The organism is Flavobacterium sp. (assembly GCF_044373165.1).
In the GTDB taxonomy this organism is placed as follows: Bacteria; Bacteroidota; Bacteroidia; order Flavobacteriales; family Flavobacteriaceae; genus Flavobacterium.
In genome coordinates this window covers 15,302-34,177 of record NZ_JBILQL010000018.1, presented here as the reverse complement: position 1 = coordinate 34,177, position 18,876 = coordinate 15,302, and the positions used below count along the sequence as shown (strand labels likewise).

Here is an 18,876-nt window from a genome sequence, read left to right as displayed (position 1 = left end):
AAATTCTTTCTCATCTGTATATTGAATGCGAACGAAAATATCATTAACGCTATAGCCGTTGTTTTTTTTTCGATGAAACCTTAATATCTAGCGATGAAACTGTATTTTTTAAAGACGAAATATTTTGGCAATGCTGTATAAAAAAACCCTCATAAAGAGGGTTAGGTTTATAGTTTGTTATAAAAATTAAATTAAATCAATAGACTCAAATAAATTAGCCCTGTAGTTTTTGCTCACCGGAATTATGTCCTTCCCAATTAAAATAGTACAATCTTTTATATCCACGATTTTGTTTGCGTTTATAATATGAGAGCGATGCACTTTTATAAATTGTTGTTTAGGTAATTTCTCTTCAATCTTTTTTAAAGTTGTATGCACAGTATATTTAGTGCTTTCTGTTTTTATAATAACATAATCTCCATTAGCACAAATGTATTGGATCGTAGCAATATCAATTTTAATTAATCTTTTATCAATGTTGACATAAATTTCTTTTATGCTTGATTGATTGGATACAAGTGATTTATTGGAGATACTTTTATTTAACTTTGCTTTTTCTATCGATTTATAAAACCTATCACTACTAAAGGGTTTTAATAAATAGTCTATTATACAATCATAATTAAAAGCATCAATAGCAAGACTCTTATCAGTAGTCACTAATATAATTTGTGGTGGACTTTTTAATGTTTTAACAAAATCAAAACCGGAAAAATTAGGCATATGAATGTCCAAAAAAATTAAATCTACCGGTTGGTCTTCATTAAGGTATTTAATGGCATCAATGGCATTGTCAAATTCTCCCACAAGCACAAGATCTGGAGATTTTAAAATCATCACAGATAAAATTTCTCTTGAAAATTTTTCGTCGTCAATAATTATACACTTCATAAATTTTTAATTTTTCAAAATAAACTCTTTAATGATACCCAGAATTATTTCAAACTCTTCTTTTAACACTAACGAATTATTCTTTAAGTTTTTTTCATAATCACTTGTCAAATCGTAGGCCTTTTCCATTCCTAAAAACCCAATTTTATGTCTTATTTTATGCACAATCTCTGAAGCAAAAGGTAAATTGCTATTTGAAATGTTTGCATAATAGTTTTCATATTCTGTTGCAAATTCTTCTTTGAGAACATTAAGCAATCTGTCTTTAACAGCTTGTTCTCCGGCAGAAAGTTGATTTAAAAAAACAAAGTTTGGTTCCTCTTTCATAGTCTTATTTGTTAAGTGTAAAGAAAAAAGTTGTCCCAACACCTTTCTGGCTTTCAAGCCATATTTTTCCATTCTCGTTTTTAATTATCCTTCTAACTATTGAAAGTCCAATCCCGGTTGATTTGTAATCCGGATTTAGCGTTTGAAAAATTTCGAACACCTTCTTTTGATTTTCTTTTTCAATTCCGATGCCATTATCTTTTATAGCAAAAACATAATGATCCTGAAATTCTTCTGATGAAATCTCTACAAAACCATTTGATTTGTCATTATAATTAACGGCATTACTTATTAAATTTTGAAAAAGTTGCTGCATTCTAAAGAAATCATTGTGGATGATTGGTAATTTATTTTTTATAATGATTTTAATATTGGAAGGTATAAAAATAATGTCTTGAACACTATTTACCATTTCATTTAAATCAATTTTCTCTTTGTGAATTTTAACATTTTCCACTTTTGAATAGGTCAATATTCCATCTATTAGAAAATCCATTTTTTCTGTTTTCTCTTGTATCAGCTTAAAATAACTGCTGGTTTTTTCATTAAAAGCAACAGTCGTATCTTCATTTATAAAAGCAATTAAAGCATGGATACTTCTTAAAGGCGATTTTAAATCGTGTGATACTATTTGGGCATAATCTAATAATTGTTCGTTTTGCTTTTCTAGTTTTTCTAACAATAATTGTTTTTGAAGAACTAGCTTATTATAGTCCGTAATATCTAAGTGCAAACCAATAGATCCAATTACTTCACCATTCAAATTATAGTTTGGAGCACCACTTACAAACCAAACGCGTTCTTCCCCATCTTTGTTTTTTACCGTTAATTCATAAGAATCTGAAACCCCTTTTTTTCTTAAAACTTGTTTTTTCTTAAATGCTTCATTTTGTTCACGACTTAAGAAAATCTCTGCGCCTTTTTTTCCAATTAGAAAATCTTCTTCATAACCACTCATTTGAGAAAAACGTTGGTTTGTTAGTAAAATCCTGTCATTATTATCCACTTCCAACAAACCCATATTCATGTTGTCAATTATACTTCTGTATTTTTCTTTTTCATACTTCAAACTTTCATCATACTTTTTTCTCAAAGTAATATCGTCGTAACTCCATAAATTTCCTTTAAAAATACCGTCGATAATAATGGGCATGTATCGTCTTTCATACCAACTTCCATCAAGTAATTCAAGTTCTTCGCCGGAAACAATTTGTCTGTTTTCTAAAATTTCATTGATCCTACTTACAAAGTTTTGTTTGTCTTTAAACAAATCTTTTACTTGCTCTGCTGAATTGGTACAATCCAATCCCATAATACTTTCGGGATCTATATCGATACCAAACATATTACAGAACTTTTTATTAACTATTAAAATCTTTCTGTTTTCATCTTCTAATAAAACACCGGATTGCAGATTTATAATTAGGGAAAACAATCTGTTTTCTGACTCTTTGAGCTGGTCTCTAAAAGCTTTTTCTTTTGAAATATCTTCTATAATAACAAAATATTGAACAAACTTTCCGGCCAAGTCTAAAACAGGTTGTCCTTTCATTCTGGTCCAAAAACACTTCCCGCTCTTTTTTTTATGAAAGACTTCACAGTCAAATGTTTTTCCAACTTTAAAGGCAGAAATCATTTTTTTAACGGTCTCCGGATTTGTTAACTCGGAAATGCCTAAATCAACAACTGTTTTGTGTTTTATATCATCTTTTGTGTATCCTGTAAGTTCAAGATATGCATCATTTACCCAAAATAATTTGCCTTCTAAATCGGTTAAAACTACACCGCTTTTATTGGCACTCGCTACTAATGAAAGTTTCTTTATTTCCTCTTTATCATTGGAAAGTATTTGTTTCTGTTCATTAATTTTTAAAATCAATTCCTTTAAATCTTGATTGTTCGTTTCTTGATTTTTCAATAAATGAAGTAAATCAGTCAATGGGTCATGTTGCGCAAAATCATTTATTTTTAGGTTATTTTCAATTACTTCGTCCATAGAAGTAAACCAAGGTGAACCTACAAAAAGAATTAATTCATTACAAGGCATAAATTGTCCTCGCAGCATAACCGGATGATCAGACAAGCTTGTGATGATAGTTACTTGAGAGAAAATTTCTGTTAAGCTATCCACGTTAAGATTAATAACTTCCGGGCGTTTAATTTGAAAAAAGTCTGAAAAAGATTGTGTTTCTTTTAATTGAGGCAGTAATTTTAACAAACTCTCACCGCAACAAACAATTTTTAGGTTGCTATCTATTAATAGATAAAAAGGGAAAAGTTTATTAAAACTAGTTTGGTCAAAATTAAACTGAAAATCTCTCATAATTACACCCAAATAATCTTAAATATTTCGTGTGAATGACCTTCATTTCTCGACTGTATCAAATGGATTTCTATGTTTTCTTGAAACCTCTTGGCTAATCCTTGTAGCAATCCTCTAACAAATTCTTGGAATCCGACCCTGTTTGAAACATAATGTAAATGTAAACTATTGTTCATAACAGCACTGATTTTAAATTCCGGCGGTGAAAGTTTGGGATAAACCAACATTAATCTGTTGTGGAAGTTTGGCAAGTTTAAAATAAATTCTTTTAAAGTGCTGCCACCGGAATCCATGAGACTAGCATACTTATCTTTAGTCGTTTTAAGTATCCACCATTCGCCAAAAGCAGTCAGTACCTCTTCAATAGTCATCTCCATTTCTTCAGAAACTGCAGTAGCTAATCTGAAAGTAATCTCATCATCGTATGGCTCATTACTTAAGAAAAAATCAATATCAACACCACTTTTTTCTCTTATAATTTCCCACTTTTCTTCCCCAAAATTGGCCACGACCAACTCTTTGATGGCTTTATTTACAATACCATACATAATTTATATCAATTCGTTAACCGACCAATAGTCTAATGCTTTTTTAACGACTACTTTATAATCTTCATATTTAAGCGGTTTAATAATGTAACCCGCAATGCCTATCTTATAACATTCCAAAATGTCTTTTCTGTGATTGGAAGTTGTAAAAACGATTGTTGGAATTTGCTTTAAAAACTCATCGTTCTTTAAAATCTTCAAAAACTGAATGCCATTTAATTTGGGCATGTTTAAGTCTAAGAAAATAATGTTCGGAATAATTTCTTTTTCTCTCAAAATAATTAGAGCTTCTTCTCCGTTAGCCGCTTCAATCAATTTATAATTAAAATTTAAAGAATCTAATACCCTATTAAACTTCATTCCTTCTATGATGTCGTCCTCAATAAAAAGAACATTTAATAGATTAGCCATGGTTAAAGAAATTAAATAATCTTTCAAAGATTACATTTTAAAAAATTAATTAAAAAAAATAATAATAAAATCGTTGATTAACAACTTGCTGTAGATGAAACTGTAGTCAAAACTATAGTCGAATGTGTAATTAACAAAAAAGCAGATTTTAATGAAAATATATTTCCTTTTTCTGATTGCAAGATGACTGTAAATAGTTGCAAATAAATAATTCTTATACCTGAAAAACAATAAAAAAAACCCAACATGATTAATGTTGGGTTTTTATTTTTAAAGAACATCGAATAAAATCTTCGCGTTCATGATTAAGAAAATTACATATGGCTCAAAATCTCTTTTTTGTAGTTATCGTATTCACCTTGCAAAATCAATCCGTTGTCTAATAGCTTCTTGTAGTTTCTTAGTTTTTCAAACAATTCATCTTGCGATAATTCGGCCAAACCGGAGCGATCATCCGGGAATTGTTTTTCATCGCGATAACCGGATTGTGATACCGGAATAATTTCGGCAAAATCAGTAACTTCTTCTATTTCAATTTCCTCTTCAACAGCATGATCTATCGGCTCTAAAGGTGTTACAACTGCTTCGGGCATTTTGGCTTGCTCCTGAAAAGATGGCTCAACTGTTGGATTTTTCAACATATCCAATTGCTCTTTGGCAAAAGTGTATAATTTTCGGGCTTGATTTTTAGGCAAATAATCCACGGTATGGGTTAAATCTGATTTGGTGGAAAAGGTAAAATCTGCACCCAAAATACCTTCTTTTACAAAACTTGCCTCTATATCGTCCCAATCATAATCGATGAATTCCATCGACAATCCTAAGTTTTTAGGTTTGCAAAGGATGATTCTTTTGTTGGTCACGACTATACTATCGGGAAACATATTGACTGCCGGTTTTTTTTGCACCGCAATGTAACCGATATGTTCGTTTGACATTAATAAATTATCCAACTTATTGGTAATTTTCTCAATCGCTTTGGGATCTTGGTCCTCGTTTAATATTTTTTTTAGATTATCTAACATGTTATCCGTTTTATTTTGATGCAAAATTTTTAGCAAAAGTAATGCCTAATTCTCGTTTTGAAGGATTTCGTTTTGATTTTTTTTGGTCAAACTTTTGAAAACCAATTCGTAAGAATGATTGATGAGCTCGACCATTACTTTATCGGAAACATCGCTATTGAAATCGACCGTATTCCAATGTATTTTACTCATGTGGTAACCGGGTTTAATGGCATCATATTCGGCACGAAGCACTTCGGCGCGTTCCGGATCACATTTTAAATTAAGTGATGGCGTATTGTTTTCCCATTCTTTTAAAGAAGTGAGGCAAAACATTTTACCGCCAACCTTAAACACCAAAGTGTCTTCATCAAACGGAAAATGTTCAGTGACACCTCTTTTGGAAAGACAGAATTCGTAGAGTTGTTGGATGTTCATTTTTAGTTGGGAGTTTGGAGTAATGAGTTTGTCGTTAGATTTTGCTTGAACCGAATTTATCAGGATTGTTAATCATGTAGTAAATCAATTTACCTACTTCAATTATTTAATGCCGTTAGTTCTTCATATTCTAATTCTTGTAAATAACAACAAGCTAATGAAAAATCTAACCAGACTTGTGTCTCAGAATTTTCAGCTTCAGCATCAGTGAGTTTACTAAAGAAGTTTTTTGGATAAATTCTTTTTCTATAAGATTCTGCAATGGTGACCGTAACGCTACGTGAACTTCTCCTGACTTGATCTGTTAAAGAATACTTTTCTTCTTTTGGAAAATGTTTTGAAGCTTCAAATATCTTCATAGCCAATTCAAATGATTTCTTATAAGCCAATAAATCTCTATAATCCATAGTAATATTTTAAAATTCCCAACTAATTACTACTAACTACCTTCTCACTACTGTTTACTCCAAACTACAATCTCCTTACTCCAAACTATACAAAACAGGTTTGCTGGGCGAGGCATCATTTTCAAAGGAGGCGATTTGCAAATTCAAAATATAACTTCCGTCCTTAACCTCTTCTTCTACAAAAATCATTTCGGTAATCGTGCAATCGAATCGGGCGTCGGAATTGAGTTGATTGACATCTTTAACGTTCCAAAAAGCCTTATGGGCCGCCAATCGGCCTTCGTCTTCTTCCCTATCTACACTCGGCAAATCAATTAATAAATGTTTGATTCCGCACTCGCGAATAAAAATTGCGGCGTCTTCCGATAAGTACGGTGGATTGGTATGAGAATAGTTTTTGTGTTTTTTACTATTATCGTTCGGCATGGTGCGAATGAGAAGCGCTTTAGGGGTTTTACCGTTTAATGCAGTGGCCAATTGAAACTTAGTGATGATAAAGTCATCCACCACTTTTTCGGGAGTAACCGAAATCAATTCGGCCGTGAAGAAAAACTGCTTTAAACATCGGTTGATACTGTAAAAATCTTTGGTAATGTGACCGAGACATTCGGTGTGTGTGCCGTGTCCATGCGGATTGAAAAAGATGTTGTTAAAGTTAGTCGAACTTCCCTCAGACACTTTCCCTATCCAATTGCCGAATTTTACCGGTTCTATTACCGGTTTTTCAATGTACCATGCGATAGGATTGTCCTCGGTATTGGATAATGGAATAGAAATATCAATGGGTTTTGACAAATCTATTTGGAAGTTGTTGTCGATGAGTGCTTTCAAAATTTAACCATTAAGGAGTTAAGGAATTTACATTAAGGTCAGTTAAGACTTAATGAAAACCTTAATGTGACTTAACTTCTTAATGTTGAAATTCATTCCAAATTTAGCAAAAATAAGTCGGCCGCAATTCCATCGCTCAAAAACTTCCCTCTTTTGGTGGTTCGGAGAATATTGTCATCCAAAAAAAGCAAATGGTCTTCTAGGTATTTGTCCGATTGCTGTAATAAATACTCCAAATATTTTGGGCCGAATTCGGTTTCGATTCTATCCAAAGAAACACCCCAAATAGTGCGTAATCCGGTCATGATGTATTCGTTATAGCGGTCGGTTTTGGTTAAGGTTTCGATTTCAATAGGCAATTCGTTATGGGCTAACGATTTTAAATAAAGTGAATTATTAGCAACATTCCAACCGCGCTTCTCACCATCATAACTATGGGCAGAAGGTCCGATGCCAAGGTACTTTTTACCCAACCAATAACTCGAATTGTTTTTCGAGAAATACCCTTCCTTTCCGAAATTAGACAGTTCGTAATGCACAAAACCGTGGTCTTCCAGAGTGTCGACCAACAAATGAAAATGGTCTTGCGCCAAATCGTCATCCAATGGTGCAATTATTCCCTTTTGAATGAACTGATGTAAGGCCGTTTTGGGTTCAACAGTCAAAGCGTAACTTGAAATATGCGGAATGTTATAGGACAATGCTGTTTGTATGTTTTGCAACCATTTATCGTGGCTCATCTCGGGCATGCCGTAAATCAAATCGATGGTGATATTATGGAAATACTTTGTCGCGATCTCTAAACACCGCTTGGCTTCGGCTACGTTGTGCGCGCGATTCATCAGCACCAAATCTTCTTCAAAGAAAGACTGAATACCGATGCTCAAACGGTTGACTTTGGTTTGCGACAATTCGAGAATTCTTTCTTCCGATAAATCGTCCGGATTGGCTTCTACAGTGATTTCGGGGTTTTCAACTACCTTATAATTTTGAAAAACCGTATCAATCAAAAACCTTAAATCTGCTATCTCTAATATACTTGGAGTTCCGCCTCCAAAGTAGATGGTTTCAACGGTATCGTCTTTGAATTCGTCTTTCCGCAAGACAATCTCCCTAGCCAATGCCATAACCATATCGTCTTTCTTCTTTAAAGAAGTTGAAAAATGGAAGTCACAGTAATGACAGGCTTGTTTGCAAAAAGGGATGTGAATATAGATACCGCTCATTTTTAATTTGAAAATTTTTTAATTTGAAAATTTGAAAATGAATAACCCCAATTCAAAACCACATTTTCAAATTGACACATCTTCAAATCTTCAAATTATTTAATCCTGTCTTCATTTTGTTTGACAAAAGCATCCCAACCGGTGTAGCTTTTCCCGGCAGTTACTTTCCCTGAATTGAAAAAATGACAAACCGCTGCCGCCAAACCATCAGTAGAATCAAGATTTTTGGGCAATTCTTTTAAGCTTAAAAGTTGTTGTAGCATTTTAGCCACTTGCTCTTTGCTGGCGTTTCCGTTGCCGGTGATGGCCATTTTGATTTTTTTCGGCTCGTATTCGGTGATGGGAATTTGACGAGACAAACCGGCCGCCATGGCAACGCCTTGTGCCCTTCCTAACTTCAACATCGATTGAACATTTTTCCCGAAAAAAGGCGCTTCGATAGCTATTTCATCCGGATGATGGGTTTCAATGAGTTCGATGGTACGCTCAAAAATAACCTTGAGCTTGGTGTAATGATCATCGTACTTGCTCAGGATCAATTCGTTTAACTGAATGAACTCCATTTTTTTATTGACAACCTTAATCAATCCGAATCCCATAATGGTTGTTCCGGGATCGATGCCTAATATGATGCGTTCGTTGGCCAAAATCTCTTAGTATTTGTTTGGTAAAAATAGAAAACAAAATGATGCTTTCCATAAAAAAAGGCCGTTAAAAAAACGACCTTTCATGTGTTGATAATGCAACAACTATTGTTTGATGAATTTTTTAGTAATTTCGTTTTTACCATCTTTTACTTTCACTAAGTAAACCCCGGATTGTAAATTATTTAATTGAATGTTCTCATTGAAAAATCCGTTATTGGAATAAGTATTGGCATATATTTGTCTTCCTCTGATGTCAAAGACAGAAAGTGCTATCGGTTCGTTAGAAGTAGAGTTGAATTGAATATTGAAATCTCCATTATTCGGATTCGGATACAAGCTAAAGTCTTGGATTGAATTTTCTGCTACATCCAAAGGAACCGCCGTAGTACTGCACAATCTTAAATTCCAACTATTGATAGTTCCGCCGTCTTGATTGAAAGAATCTAAAACTCTTAAAGTCCAGGTTCCGTTCATACTTTGTCCATTGAATGCTGTCAAAGATTGTAAAGGTTGAATTGTTCCGGTAATTGCCGGATTCTGTTGACAAACTAGAGGAACTCCGGAATCGTCAAAAGTTGCGTTTACATTTGATAAATCATCACTTATACAAGGTTGTGCTACTAATTGTACTTGTGTTCCGTTAGGACTTATGAGCGTAATAGTCATATCGTTTACCCAAGTATGATTGATATTCATGGTTACATTAACATCAGAAATCGTATTGGTTGACGCCACATTCAAAGTTGAATTAACGGTAACATTAGCTGTATTTGGTATATTTATTGGCACATTGGTTGAAGCAAAAACAGAACAATTAGGCAAGCCCGTTTTAAATAAATTGGCAGTACTGTAATTCCCAACACAGGCACTATTTTTAGGCAAAACCCTCCAAACATAATTGGTAGCATTTGCCAAGCCTGTAACGTTAAAAGAATTAGTGGTAACAGTTGCCGAAGCTACAATATTAGAAAAACTATCATCAGTTGCCACTTGAACATCATAGGAAGTTGCATTGGCATTAGCCGGCCATGTTAAAGTTAAAGTAGTGGGAATTCCGATTTGCAAATTAGCAGGATAAGTCAACAACTGGGTTGGAAAATTAGCATTAAATAATTCTAAGTAAAATGGAACTGTTTTGGTAATAGCTCCAGAAGTGGCCGTTACAGTCATAGCATAAAAACCAGGTGCAGCAGAACCGGTGTTGTTAAGCGTTAAAACAACATCACCATTAGCAGAAATTGTATTTGGTGAAAACGAGGCTGAAACTCCTGCAGGCTGTCCTGAAAGAACGAATGATGTAGCTCCTGTAAATCCTCCATAGGTTGTATAAGGAATGTTATAAGACACTGTATTTCCGGTACAAATTTGTTTGTTTTGTTGCTCAGCTACACCATTAAAAGCTACAGCAAAATTGGCTGTTGGTGCTACAATTGAGAAATTAGCATTTGAAATATCATAAAAAATATGCTTATATCCTTTTACCATAATACGATTGGTAGTACCAACATTATTAGGCACAGTAATAATTTCAGAACCGTCATTAGGAACTTTACTTGCCAACTGTATCGGATAAGTTAAACCTCCATCTGTTGAAAGAAAAATATCAACATATTGTGCATTAACACCATTGGTTGTTGTTCCGGCTACAGCCCAAGTCACCGTTTGATTGGTTCCAACTGCCCAACTAACAGCCGTATTGGGTGCTGACACCAAAAACGGTCCGGATACAGCATCAACATTAACTGTAATTGCATCTGAATTGGTTTGACCCGAACCTAGAAAATTATCTCTAACCGTTAAAACAAAATTTAATGTTCTGGCCACTGAACTCAGTGCTTCCACAGTAATTTCTGTTCCTTGAGTGGTTGATTGATTGGCTATTACTCTGGATAATCGAGGAAAATAACGTAGTGGTGAAGATACCGGATCGTATGAGCGCCAGTTTGGCCCGCCTGTTTTAGTAGCGGAAGCAGCACTAGCCGCACCGGTTTGATCGGTAGCCGTGTCATTTTGTTCCCAACAATAAGTCAATGCATCTCCGTTCCCATCTGAGGCTACACCTGTTAAAACAAAAGGTGTGCTTTTAGGAATGGTATAATCCAAACCGGCGTTAACCACCGGAGTAATATTTGATAGTGTCACTCTGGTTGGACAGGTTTTACCAACCATATTGTCCTGAATTTGTTTTATGGATGCATAAACAAAATAATCATCTGAATTATTTTGGACGTCCTGTGCTGTAATTCCAGCATAAGCCATAATAGTTGAGCCGGAACCCGGTTCAACATTCACTCCGGAGCCTTCTACATTGCTTGAAAAAGTGTGATTCCCACCAAATTGATGTCCTAATTCATGCGCTACATAATCAATATCAAAAGTATCTCCCATTGGAACTCCATTAGAAGGTGATGTAATACCGCTTCCTTTGATACCATCTACACAAACACAACCGATACAGCCTGCATTTCCGCCACCGCCAGTGGAACCAAACATATGTCCAACATCATAATTATCTTCTCCAATTATATTGGATAGTGTACTTTGAAGTTGCCCATTCCAATTACCCATAGTTGTATACGGATCGTTTGCTGCATTGGTGAAAACCACCAAGTTGTTATTGGCAATTATATTCATATGAATGGATAAATCTCTTTCAAAAACACCATTCACTCGAGTCATTGTTGCATTCATAGCTGCTAAAGCACCCGCAACAGTTCCGCCAAAATAAGTCGCGTACTCACCGTTACATGACAAGGCTAACCTAAATAACAGTAACTCTCCTGAACTCGACATTGGTGTTTGAGCATTTTGCTGTCTTTGTAAACTGTGCGACAACGAATTATCTTCAGTAGAACACGTAAAAGGCAAAGCGCCTTTATCTCGACTTGATTCATAAACCGCATAAACCAATCCATCAGTTGAATAAGGCTCTATAAATTCATTTCTTTTATCCGTTCTGAAAACCATTACCTGAATCCCTGAATCGTCAACACTCAATCTAACTTGAGCCTTTTTGTCGTCAATTCCAACTCCTATGTATGACCTAATGTTTGGAAATTGAGCTTGCAACTCCGGAGCAAAGTTTGAAAATTCAAACATTTGAAATCTTTCAATCCCACCGTTTACATTCGGAATGGTAATAATTGTACTTGATTGATTGGTTAATAAACGATTGGGCGCAGTTTGTAAAATTGATTTTAACGCAGCTATGTTGGATGTAAAAAGTTTAAACTCTTTTGGAAAATTGGAACGTTCTACCTGCTTTAAAGGCACAATATTTTGTCCTGATGATTTTTCCCAATTGTTTTGCTGGGCAAAAGTTATGGTTTGCAGCAACAAGAATAAAAAGGTAATTTTTTTCATTACTAATTGTTAGTTTTTAGAATTTAGTGTTAGTTTATTGTAGACTGTAAAAATAAATTATTTTTTTGCAAATCAAATTATTAGAGACAAGTTTATGTGTTTTTGTTTTTCGTAGGAATGTTTTAAGGATATCCGTTACTTTGTTACATGAAAAAAGCACTACAAAATAAAGTTTTTCTTTCGGCAGTCAAGTTGCTTATTGTATTGCTCTCATTTTATTTTATCTATAACGAATTAAACAATAATAATCAATTAAACTGGGAAAAATTCTTTGACTTACTTCATCGAAAATGGAGTGTACTCGGAATGCTCTTTTTGCTTTCCTTTAGTATTGCCAATCGGTATTTGGAAATTTTAAAGTGGCAAAATTTGGTTAATTTTCTAAAACCAATTACTGTAAGCGAAGCCGCCAAACAAGTGCTAAGTGCTTTGACTGCAGGAATTTTTACTCCTAACGGTTTAGGAGAATACGCCGGAAAAGCACTTTATTTCAACCAAAAGAATACTAAAAAAATCATTTTCTTAAATCTGATTTGCAATGGCATTCAAATGATATTAACTGTAATTTTCGGAACAATCGGTCTTTGGATTTTAGGCTATTATTACTGGGTTATTGGAATTACAGCAATGGTGCTGCTCTTTTTTGGTTTTGGCTTTATAACCAAATCTATTAAAATCAAAGGCTATTCGATTGAAAAATTGTTAGTCAAAATCAATGAAATACCCAAAAGCATTCACTTTAAAAACATCCTTTTAGCCATTGGTCGTTACTTGGTTTTTTCCCATCAATATTATTTTTTATTTGTGGCATTTGATGTAGATTTACCTTACCCAACTTTAATGGCTTCGATTGCGTCAGTATATTTTTTAGCTTCTTCATTGCCCAGTTTTCAGTTTTTAGACTTTGCCGTTAAAGGAAGTGTAGCGTTGTTTTTCTTTGAGCCACTGGGTATAAACGAATGGATAGTTGTTTTTATTGCTACTTTAATGTGGTTTTTGAATGTTGTTTTGCCCGTTGTTATCGGGAGTTATTTTGTTTTAAAATTCAAACCTAAATGGAATTAATAATTGTATTACTGTATTTGATTTTATCGATTTATATCGTTCTGATTCTTCAATTGATTTTAGGGTACAATAAAGTCAACTCTTTTAAAGCAACTAGCCATGAACCCAAAACAGCTTTTACTATTATAGTGCCGTTTCGCAATGAAGAAAAGAATTTACCAAAACTGTTGGCGTCTTTCTCTAAATTGAATTACCCGCATGAATTGATTGAAATCATCATGGTGGATGATTTTTCAACCGACTTGTCGGAACGGATTTGCATTCGTTGGCGAATGGAACACGATACTATCGACACTACACTTTTGGAGAATTTAAGATTATCCGATTCTCCCAAGAAAGATGCCATAGCTAGAGCCATACCAATCGTTAAACACAATTGGATTATTACTACCGATGCAGATTGTATGGTGCCCAAAAAATGGTTGCTAACCTTAGACGAATACATCCAAAAACACCAGCCTGAAATGATTGTTGGCGCCGTAGTCTATAAAGTAAAAAACAATTGGTTTCACCATTTTCAACAATTGGATTTATTGAGTTTGCAAGGCGCAACCATAGGCAGTTTCGGATTGGGCAAACCCTTCATGTGTAACGGGGCTAACTTTGCTTACACTAAAAAGCTCTTTACGGAACTGGACGGTTTTAACGGCAACCAAAACAGGGCAAGTGGCGATGATGTGTTCTTGTTGCAAAAGGCCGTAAAAAAACACCCTGAAAAAGTTCACTATTTGAAGCACTCAGAAAACATAGTCAAAACCAAACCCGAAAATGATTTGTTCGATTTTTTCCAACAACGTGTGCGTTGGGCGAGTAAAACCTCAGGTTACCAAAGTACTTATGCTAAGTTTTTGGCGGTGGTAGTATTGTTGATGAATCTGAGTTTGGTTGGGAGTTTGTGGTTTGTGATTTGCAATTGTTTAAATCCCAGTATATGGTTGGGTGTGTTTTCGGCTAAGTATATAGTAGATTACATGCTCCTATACAAAACCAATAAGTATTTGCGCAAAGGCAAATGGATTTTACCTTTAACAACCTCTTTACTGTATCCTATTTACTCGAGTTTGGTTGGAATTTATTCTTTCTTTGGGGGATTTTCGTGGAAAGGCAGACAATATAACCGATAGTTGTAATGACAAGAAAGACCTTCCTTGTCAATTTATTCTTGCTTAATAATAACCGGAAGGACAAATTGTGTTTTTACCGGTATGCCTCGTTTTAGTGCCGGATTGACTTTGGGAAAATCAACCAATCGCATGCGTAGGATGCTATCAATTTTAATCGTATCATAAGCCACTGAATCTTTAGGGAATTCGGGTTTAAATTCTAAGGTAGCATCAGGTAAAACCGTGACTCTTACTTCAATCGTATCCAATTTCGGAAACAACGTAGCTAAGGTGTCTACAGCCAATTTTTGCTCAATGGTAGCCGTTAAAAAATCAAAAAAACATTGTTTGCGAAGATTAGCATCTGTTAGGGTTTCACAGTCGCTTACTGATGGGTATTCATCGACTTCCTTCCAATTGATTTCTCTCATTTGCTGTTCGAGCAATTCCTGTTCCGAAGGCACTTTCTTCTCCAGATATTGGCAGGAAAAACAAACCGTCAGTAGGGTTAAAACCAGTGCTTTTTTCATGAATGAATTGGGTCGATTAACAGTTTCAAAAATAAGAAATTATATTCACCAAGCTAAGGTTTCCCCAAAAAAGAAAGCCCTCTCGAGAGAAGGCTTTACTTTATGCGGATAGCCAAATTAATCTACTATTAATTTTTTGATAACTTTCTGATTGGTATCAGTGGTGACTTCTATCAGATACATGCCTTTGGACACGGCAGATAAATCTATCGTTTGAGTGGACACGTTTGCTGATTTTTGAGAGAAAACTGTTTTTCCTAATACATCATATACCACTATACCGGAAATGGTTGAAGTACCACGAACACTCACAGTTAACCTATCGGCAACCGGATTCGGGTAAAACACAAAATCGTTGTTTTCAAATTCATCCACGCCTAATTGCTGAACAAACTCGGTATTGAAAGTATTGGTAATAATCGGCGGATTAAAGTCGAAATAAATCGAAGCAGTATTTGGAATAACATCCCCAACCGCATAACCCAGCATTGGTTTGATTTGGAAAGTGATGTAACCTTTGCCAATATTAGTATCGGCAACAGATGGCGGCAATTGAATATCCTCAAAAATCCAATTGACATTATGGTCTACTCTATCCATAACATACGAATGACTGGCACTGATCATACGGATGGTATTCAGATCCAAGCCGTCATCTAAAACATCATTGACTCTGACCTTTTCAGCATTGGCCGTTCCGGTGTTTTCAAATCGAATGGTATACGTAAGATAATCATTTGCCGTAAATGAAGCATGCAAGATTCTCTCGCCATGGGCTTCCATTTTATCGTTCGGGTCATAAGCTCCGATAATTATTTGGGTGTTGGTAGCCGAATTATTCTCCGGCACTACATCTCCGATTAATGGAACTATCGAGGCAGTATTGGTTAGCAAACCGCCAATAGTTACGATCGGAATTGTTGGTACTTGTAAAGTTACTGTCATTTCCCTCGACTCAAACGGCAGTAAATTACTAAAGCTATAAGTAAAGCCATTGGTAATTGGTGTAGTTCCCGATTGCGTATTGGTTAAAATGGAAACCAAAGCATCATGATTGAAAGTTAGTGTTCCTGAAGCTATGGTTTGATTGCCGTTATTGGTGTACACTATCTTATACGTATAATTAAACCCCGGTCTAGGCGCATCTAACGGAACAATATGCACTGCCAAATCATTGTAGGGTTGTGTTATGGTAATGGGAAAGTTATAGGTTTGTAATCCGGCACCAATAACTACCTGAACATTGCTGTAAGACGAAGTTGAAATACCATAAGAAGCCAAATAGTTCGGATCGATGGCATAGCTTAAATCATAGGAATTTGATCCGTTAGTATCATAAATATTGTAGTAACCGGTTGGTGTAACTATGTTGTGAATATTGCCACTATTGTTGATTTCATAAGTAAATTGTCCTAAAGGAAAATTTTGCTCACCATTCTCTTGCGTTCCGTTATTATTGACATCCAAAAAGGCATTTAATCGGAGACCTGAACAGTCAATAGCTCCGGTTGACCCCGACATTTCTGATATTTTAATAAAACCGGATTGATTGCTGAAATTGGTAACCATCAACAAATAAAACTGTCCGGGTTGAGCATTGGTAATCACTGCATTTTCAGTGGCTGATGCAGAATAACTGCAACTTACAATATTATTGGGTGTTAATTGTCCGGCGCAAGGAGTAACAGGATCCGTGAATGGTCCGAATATGACATAATCAGCATCCAAGTTAGCTATAGAAACATTGGAAACTGTACTTTGCTGTATCAAGAGATTGATAGTTCCGGCCTGACTGATGGGTAAATAAAACCAAGTCGGATTTGGAGTAGTTTGAAGACAACCGTAAGAACCTGTTGAAGTCAAACTTGTTGTGTTTTGAAAAACTGTCCCCAGTGAGTTACAAAGTGAATTGGCTTGAGCACAAGTATAGGCCACGTTACAATTGGCAAAAGCTTGTATTTGGAAAGTATAAATATTGTCACAATTATCAGTCACTATCTCTCTTACAAAAACTGAAGTGATTTGATTTTGAATACTAATATTTAAAGCAGATGGATTATTAAACGGTACCACTTGATTTTGGGCGTTAGCCAAACTTGGATAATATTCTAATGGATTTGTACCGTTAATTTGAGCCTGAATTGCTGTTAAATCAAATGTCACTACACCATCATTATTATCATCACACTGTTGCATATTATTTAAGGTAGTAGTTACTCCTGAAAATGTTTCTACAATTAAAGAGAATCCAAAAATCTGATAAGCTTGAGTAGCATTGTTTGCTAAACGGGCAAATACAGCCTGAGAAGTCGTTGTACAATAAGTTGTTGTCAGAGCATTAACACCGTTTTGAGCATCTGCTTGCGAATTGTGATAGGTTACAGTATAATCAGCAGGATTTAAAGTATTGATAATAAAGATAGTGTTTGGGTTTAAATCAAAACAAGCTTGATTGTTACTTCCCAAACATTGTCTCAAATCTACAGGTTGACCGGCTTCAACCAAACAAGGTAAAGTAGAAGTCGTAAGGGAAACCCAGCTGCTTAAATTGGCCGAGTTACAAAATGTTCTGATGTAAATATCATAAGAAGTTCCACAAGACAATCCGCTAATTACATAAGGGCTGGTTGCGGCATAAAAAGCTACGGTATTATTGGTAGGTGGAGGGCTTCCGGCCGGCAATATCACAATTGAAGATTGTGTTATAGCTCCGTCATTAGTCCAACTTAAAACCAATGTTGTCAAATCAACCGAACTCACCTCAAAACTCGTTGGCGGATTACAGGTATTACCGCCTCCACAATCAATCGTCACCAATTCAATCGTGCCAACAGCAAAACAACCTGTTACTGGATTTTCCAATCTGTAAAAAACCGGCGGTTGTATTGGTAAAGCAGATTGACTGATGTAACAAGTTGGATTAGCAATTTGACCCGCATTGTTTTGTGCATCAGACTGTGTAACGAAATACGATACTATAAAACCCGGTATCCCTTGCCCTATTTGACCTTCCACACTAGTCAAATCCCAACACGGAAAACTGGTGATTAAACTGGCGCAATTGACAACAGTCACAGTTTGGGCTTCCGGCGTTGGATTAACCGTTAAATTATAGGTCAAAATCGTAACTTCATTAGTGGCATTGGCAACTATTCTGGCAAAAATTACTTGTGCATTAGGAGCAATATTAAAATACGGACTTGACAATGCATTGACCCCGACAGTGGCATCTGTTTGTGTCTCGTGATGGGTTATCACATACTCTTGTGGATTTAAATTTCCCAAGATTTCAAACGAAATTTCTCCTAACCAAAAGTCCGCAATCCCATCATTATTATCATCACAGACATTGTTGAATTGTGTCGGCTGATTAAAATTTTGGGCTACTAAAAAAGAAGTGGTAAAGAGTAAAATAAAGGTGAGTAATTGGTTTTTCATAATGGTAATTGGTTTTTGATTGATGTTGTCTCGTTAAAAAATCAAATAAAGACAACGCAATGTACAAAATTACAAGCAATTACAACTTCAAACACAAAACATTTGAAAAGGAAATCAAAATCGAAAAAACATAACTTCTATAAAGCAAAAAAGCCATCTCGTTATAAAACGAGAAAGCTTTTCATTGGTCTAACTACTAAACCTGCTACGAGTTACAAAGTCGTAGCGAAACAACACAACTAATTTTGAATGACCTGTTGAAACTTTTGAGAAGTTAAAAGGTGCATTTCGTTTGCTTTTTTGGAACCTAAAATAGATCCTTTA

15 protein-coding genes and 1 pseudogene are annotated in these 18,876 nt (G+C 35.1%); 2 read left to right on the top strand and 14 right to left on the bottom strand.

The window, feature by feature from the left end; translation table 11 throughout:
- Positions 1-186: 186 nt before the first annotated feature.
- From ACIQ32_RS04400 to ACIQ32_RS04345, 12 genes and pseudogenes are all read right to left on the bottom strand, one after another.
- Positions 187-891 carry a LytR/AlgR family response regulator transcription factor gene (locus ACIQ32_RS04400; protein ID WP_396194477.1) on the bottom strand — a complete coding sequence of 235 codons (705 nt, stop codon included), beginning with the start codon at positions 889-891 and terminating at the stop codon, positions 187-189.
- A gap of 6 nt (positions 892-897) precedes the next feature.
- Positions 898-1,218, bottom strand: a complete 321-nt coding sequence (locus ACIQ32_RS04395) for an Hpt domain-containing protein (RefSeq protein WP_396194476.1) — start codon at positions 1,216-1,218, stop codon at positions 898-900.
- Positions 1,219-1,222: 4 nt separating this feature from the next.
- Positions 1,223-3,541, bottom strand: a complete 2,319-nt coding sequence (locus ACIQ32_RS04390) for a PAS domain S-box protein (protein ID WP_396194475.1) — start codon at positions 3,539-3,541, stop codon at positions 1,223-1,225.
- Between the two features lie 2 nt (positions 3,542-3,543).
- Entirely contained in the window at positions 3,544-4,089 is a 546-nt protein-coding gene (locus ACIQ32_RS04385; RefSeq protein WP_396194474.1) for a heme NO-binding domain-containing protein, read from the bottom strand.
- A 3-nt stretch (positions 4,090-4,092) separates the two neighbouring features.
- Positions 4,093-4,500 (bottom strand): response regulator, encoded by a 408-nt coding sequence (locus ACIQ32_RS04380; RefSeq protein WP_396194473.1) that lies wholly within the window; start codon positions 4,498-4,500, stop codon positions 4,093-4,095.
- 314 nt (positions 4,501-4,814) lie between these two features.
- Positions 4,815-5,525 (bottom strand): PH domain-containing protein, encoded by a 711-nt coding sequence (locus tag ACIQ32_RS04375; RefSeq protein WP_396194472.1) that lies wholly within the window; start codon positions 5,523-5,525, stop codon positions 4,815-4,817.
- 45 nt (positions 5,526-5,570) lie between these two features.
- Positions 5,571-5,942 (bottom strand): MmcQ/YjbR family DNA-binding protein, encoded by a 372-nt coding sequence (locus tag ACIQ32_RS04370; protein WP_396194471.1) that lies wholly within the window; start codon positions 5,940-5,942, stop codon positions 5,571-5,573.
- Between the two features lie 34 nt (positions 5,943-5,976).
- Positions 5,977-6,349: pseudogene (locus ACIQ32_RS04365) on the bottom strand (four helix bundle protein).
- Between the two features lie 75 nt (positions 6,350-6,424).
- Entirely contained in the window at positions 6,425-7,180 is a 756-nt protein-coding gene (locus ACIQ32_RS04360; protein ID WP_396194470.1) for a cyclase family protein, read from the bottom strand.
- Positions 7,181-7,272: 92 nt separating this feature from the next.
- Positions 7,273-8,406 carry a radical SAM family heme chaperone HemW gene (gene hemW, locus ACIQ32_RS04355; RefSeq protein ID WP_396194469.1) on the bottom strand — a complete coding sequence of 378 codons (1,134 nt, stop codon included), beginning with the start codon at positions 8,404-8,406 and terminating at the stop codon, positions 7,273-7,275.
- Positions 8,407-8,501: 95 nt separating this feature from the next.
- The gene (gene ruvC, locus ACIQ32_RS04350; RefSeq protein ID WP_396194468.1) at positions 8,502-9,053 is read right to left on the bottom strand and encodes a crossover junction endodeoxyribonuclease RuvC; all 552 of its coding nucleotides are present in this window, start codon (positions 9,051-9,053) and stop codon (positions 8,502-8,504) included.
- 102 nt (positions 9,054-9,155) lie between these two features.
- A complete protein-coding gene (locus ACIQ32_RS04345) occupies positions 9,156-12,416 on the bottom strand; it encodes a reprolysin-like metallopeptidase (protein WP_396194467.1) in 3,261 nt (1,086 codons plus the stop codon).
- Positions 12,417-12,563: 147 nt separating this feature from the next.
- Between ACIQ32_RS04345 and ACIQ32_RS04340 the strand changes: the two genes are divergently transcribed.
- Both ACIQ32_RS04340 and ACIQ32_RS04335 read left to right on the top strand, forming a co-directional pair.
- A complete protein-coding gene (locus ACIQ32_RS04340; RefSeq protein WP_396194466.1) occupies positions 12,564-13,481 on the top strand; it encodes a hypothetical protein in 918 nt (305 codons plus the stop codon).
- Positions 13,472-14,605: a glycosyltransferase gene (locus tag ACIQ32_RS04335; RefSeq protein ID WP_396194465.1), complete on the top strand. Its 1,134-nt coding sequence runs from the start codon at positions 13,472-13,474 to the stop codon at positions 14,603-14,605. The genes ACIQ32_RS04340 and ACIQ32_RS04335 overlap by 10 nt, the downstream gene beginning before the upstream one ends.
- Positions 14,606-14,637: 32 nt before the next feature.
- On the opposite strand, the gene ACIQ32_RS04330 is transcribed toward ACIQ32_RS04335, so the two are convergent.
- On the bottom strand, positions 14,638-15,114 hold the full coding sequence (locus ACIQ32_RS04330) for a hypothetical protein (protein WP_396194464.1): 477 nt from the start codon (positions 15,112-15,114) through the stop codon (positions 14,638-14,640).
- 117 nt (positions 15,115-15,231) lie between these two features.
- Complete coding sequence (locus tag ACIQ32_RS04325; RefSeq protein WP_396194463.1) at positions 15,232-18,552, bottom strand: T9SS type A sorting domain-containing protein; 3,321 nt, start codon at positions 18,550-18,552, stop codon at positions 15,232-15,234.
- Between the last annotated feature and the right edge of the window lie 324 nt (positions 18,553-18,876).

Excerpts from the sequence above, each read along its gene's own strand:
- ACIQ32_RS04400 (WP_396194477.1), bottom strand. The coding sequence starts at position 891 with ATGAAGTGTATAATTATTGACGACGAAAAATTTTCAAGAGAAATTTTA.
- ACIQ32_RS04395 (WP_396194476.1), bottom strand. The coding sequence starts at position 1,218 with ATGAAAGAGGAACCAAACTTTGTTTTTTTAAATCAACTTTCTGCCGGA.
- ACIQ32_RS04390 (WP_396194475.1), bottom strand. The coding sequence starts at position 3,541 with ATGAGAGATTTTCAGTTTAATTTTGACCAAACTAGTTTTAATAAACTT.
- ACIQ32_RS04385 (WP_396194474.1), bottom strand. The coding sequence starts at position 4,089 with ATGTATGGTATTGTAAATAAAGCCATCAAAGAGTTGGTCGTGGCCAAT.
- ACIQ32_RS04380 (WP_396194473.1), bottom strand. The coding sequence starts at position 4,500 with ATGGCTAATCTATTAAATGTTCTTTTTATTGAGGACGACATCATAGAA.
- ACIQ32_RS04375 (WP_396194472.1), bottom strand. The coding sequence starts at position 5,525 with ATGTTAGATAATCTAAAAAAAATATTAAACGAGGACCAAGATCCCAAA.
- ACIQ32_RS04370 (WP_396194471.1), bottom strand. The coding sequence starts at position 5,942 with ATGAACATCCAACAACTCTACGAATTCTGTCTTTCCAAAAGAGGTGTC.
- hemW (WP_396194469.1), bottom strand. The coding sequence starts at position 8,406 with ATGAGCGGTATCTATATTCACATCCCTTTTTGCAAACAAGCCTGTCAT.
- ACIQ32_RS04345 (WP_396194467.1), bottom strand. The coding sequence starts at position 12,416 with ATGAAAAAAATTACCTTTTTATTCTTGTTGCTGCAAACCATAACTTTT.
- ACIQ32_RS04340 (WP_396194466.1), top strand. The coding sequence starts at position 12,564 with ATGAAAAAAGCACTACAAAATAAAGTTTTTCTTTCGGCAGTCAAGTTG.
- ACIQ32_RS04335 (WP_396194465.1), top strand. The coding sequence starts at position 13,472 with ATGGAATTAATAATTGTATTACTGTATTTGATTTTATCGATTTATATC.
- ACIQ32_RS04330 (WP_396194464.1), bottom strand. The coding sequence starts at position 15,114 with ATGAAAAAAGCACTGGTTTTAACCCTACTGACGGTTTGTTTTTCCTGC.
- ACIQ32_RS04325 (WP_396194463.1), bottom strand. The coding sequence starts at position 18,552 with ATGAAAAACCAATTACTCACCTTTATTTTACTCTTTACCACTTCTTTT.